This is a genomic window from Prosthecobacter sp. (assembly GCF_014879935.1).
Lineage (GTDB): Bacteria > Verrucomicrobiota > Verrucomicrobiia > Verrucomicrobiales > Verrucomicrobiaceae > Prosthecobacter.
The window spans coordinates 1-2,177 of the sequence record NZ_JACSRD010000007.1; the positions used below are offsets into that span (position 1 = coordinate 1).

Sequence of the window (2,177 nt, forward strand, 5' to 3'; positions counted from 1 at the left end):
CTGCGTCCGCTGCAACGCCAGGCGCTCGGCCTCTTCGCGAAGCATCGCATCGTCACCTCGAACGAACTCGCCGCCTATCTCGGCTTATCACCCCGTCAGGGCCGCGATCAGTGCGCCAAATGGGCGGCTGAAGGCTTTCTGGCCGTCGCCAACGCGTCGAAGAAGGGACGAAGCTACCGGCTGGCAGAGAGGTTTGAGGTTGGGGCCTTGATCACCTAATCGAGCGATAAACAAGAATGGAAAATATGTTTACCAAAAGCGGCCGTTCGTTTACTTTTGGTGAACAATGATGGATCTGACAGCCATTTTCCCAAAAGCGCGTGCCGAGGTGTTCCGGCTACTTTTTGCCGAGCCGGGCAAGGAGGCGCATGTTCGTGATCTGGCGCGGCTGGCGGGGATGACGCCTGCGGCGATGCAGAAGGAGCTGGGGTATCTCCAGGAGATCGGGCTGGTGAAGGGCGAGCGGGATGGGAACCGGCTGTATTTTCGGGCGGAGACGACGCATCCGCTGTTTGCGGAGCTTCGTGGGTTGGTGGTCAAGACGTCGGGCATGGTGCCGGAGCTGCGAAAGGCGCTGGAGAAGGTGCCGGGGATCGAGCTGGCCTTCGTTTTTGGCTCGGTGGCAGCGGGAACGGCGAAGGCGGAGAGCGATGTGGACGTGATGCTGATCGGCACGGCGGGTTTGCGGAAGGTGACACCGGCTTTGCGAGGCGTTTCGGAGCGTTTGGGCCGGGAGATCAACCCTCACTGCCTCATGGTGGATGAGTGGCGGCAGAAGAAGTCGAAGAAGGATGCCTTTGTGAATCGCGTCTTGAGCGAGCCGAAACTCTGGCTGAAAGGTAGCGACGATGAGCTTGGAAAACTGGGCTAAAAAGCGCTAGGCCGATTTCGTGATACTGGCGGAGTCCTGCCAACGCCCAGTTGAGGATTCCCGGCAGTTCGGCACCGAGTTTCGCGGCAAGGTGGCTGTCCTGCTCCTGATTGCTTATGCAGGCGGTGAAAGGAACGAGCAGCACGCGCCGCCAGATGCCGTGGTCCGTGCCGCAGATTTCGGGCTTGTGGTTCCCAAACATCCAGAGCTTGCAGACGGGGCGAAAATCAAACCCGTCATTGTAGAGCCGCCTACCCCGCAGCGTGTCGCCGCCCGTGAGGTCCTTGACGAGCTTTTCATTGAGCTTCACGCCGTCCGCAGTCTCAGAGCCAAAGATCATTCGTGTTCCCGGCAGTCCGGCAAGCTCATCCAGAGGTGCATCGCCGCCAAACCTTGAAATCGAGAGCAATTTTTCAGTGGCCCGCCTGCCATATTCACCGGACAACGACTGCATGGTTTCGATGAAGACGGATTTTCCGTTCTTACCGCAGCCATGCAGGAACCAGAAGACGTGCTCCGTTGTCAGCGCTGTGAGCGAGTAGCCAATGCTGCGCTGCAAAAACTCGGCAAGGCCAGCGTGCCCTCGCGTCACTCGTTCGATGAATTTTTCCCACTGAGGACATGTCGCGGATGGATCAAAACGAGGGCTGATGGACTTGGTGATGTGGTGCTCCCGAGCGTTGGTGAGCAACACGCCTGCCCTCAGATCGAGGACACCGTTCGGGACACCAAGAAGCAAGGGGGATGCGTCCAAGGCGTCTCCCGGCATGATTATCATCGGCTGATGCTTCACCATCTCCAGCGCGTTCTGTCGCACCTTCTTGTCTCCGAATGACAGGGCGCGAGATAATGCCTTAGCCCTCGCTTCGTGGTCCTGGATGTCCGCAGCGTCGCGAATCCACTGTCTGATGCATTTATCAATGTGCTGTTGGAGTCTGGTGCACTTCCAATCCACCTGCCAGCGGCAGCCGTCCCAAACGAGCCAGTTGTCGTGCATCGAGACATAGCGGAAATTGTCTCCGGCGTGTGCGACGATTGCCTCCGCATTTCCCAAGTCATTCTTGGGGTAGGCAACGAGCGGGCGTAGCACCTGCAACTCCCCGCCCCTTGGAAGCCATTTGTCGCCATTCTCAAGCAAGCCATCCCATCCAGCGGCAAGCGCATCCTGAAACAGACTTCGGATGGTGCGCGGGCGCTTGCGTGAACTGCTGAAACTTTGCCACTTTCTGCGCGTCTCTTCCGAGGCTGTGTATTTGCTGCCGCTCGCGCTCCATTCGTCGAAAAGCTCATAACCATCTTCTGCGAA

At 58.5% G+C, this 2,177-nt stretch carries 2 protein-coding genes and 1 pseudogene; 2 read left to right on the plus strand and 1 reads right to left on the minus strand.

Annotation, left to right across the window (positions count from 1 at the left end):
• Together IAE77_RS00075 and IAE77_RS00080 are read left to right on the plus strand one after the other, a co-directional pair.
• Nucleotides 1–219: pseudogene (locus IAE77_RS00075) on the plus strand (hypothetical protein); the annotation flags it as partial.
• A 67-nt stretch (nt 220–286) separates the two neighbouring features.
• Nucleotides 287–871, plus strand: a complete 585-nt coding sequence (locus tag IAE77_RS00080; RefSeq protein WP_294219612.1) for a nucleotidyltransferase domain-containing protein — start codon at nt 287–289, stop codon at nt 869–871.
• Here the strand turns inward: IAE77_RS00080 and IAE77_RS00085 are convergent.
• Nucleotides 753–2,177 (minus strand): phage/plasmid primase, P4 family (locus IAE77_RS00085; RefSeq protein ID WP_294219613.1); only part of this gene is annotated, 1,425 nt, incomplete at its 5' end. The two genes, IAE77_RS00080 and IAE77_RS00085, sit on opposite strands and share 119 nt — an antisense overlap.

Coding starts and splice junctions, on each gene's coding strand:
- IAE77_RS00080 (WP_294219612.1), top strand. CDS start 287: ATGATGGATCTGACAGCCATTTTCCCAAAAGCGCGTGCCGAGGTGTTC.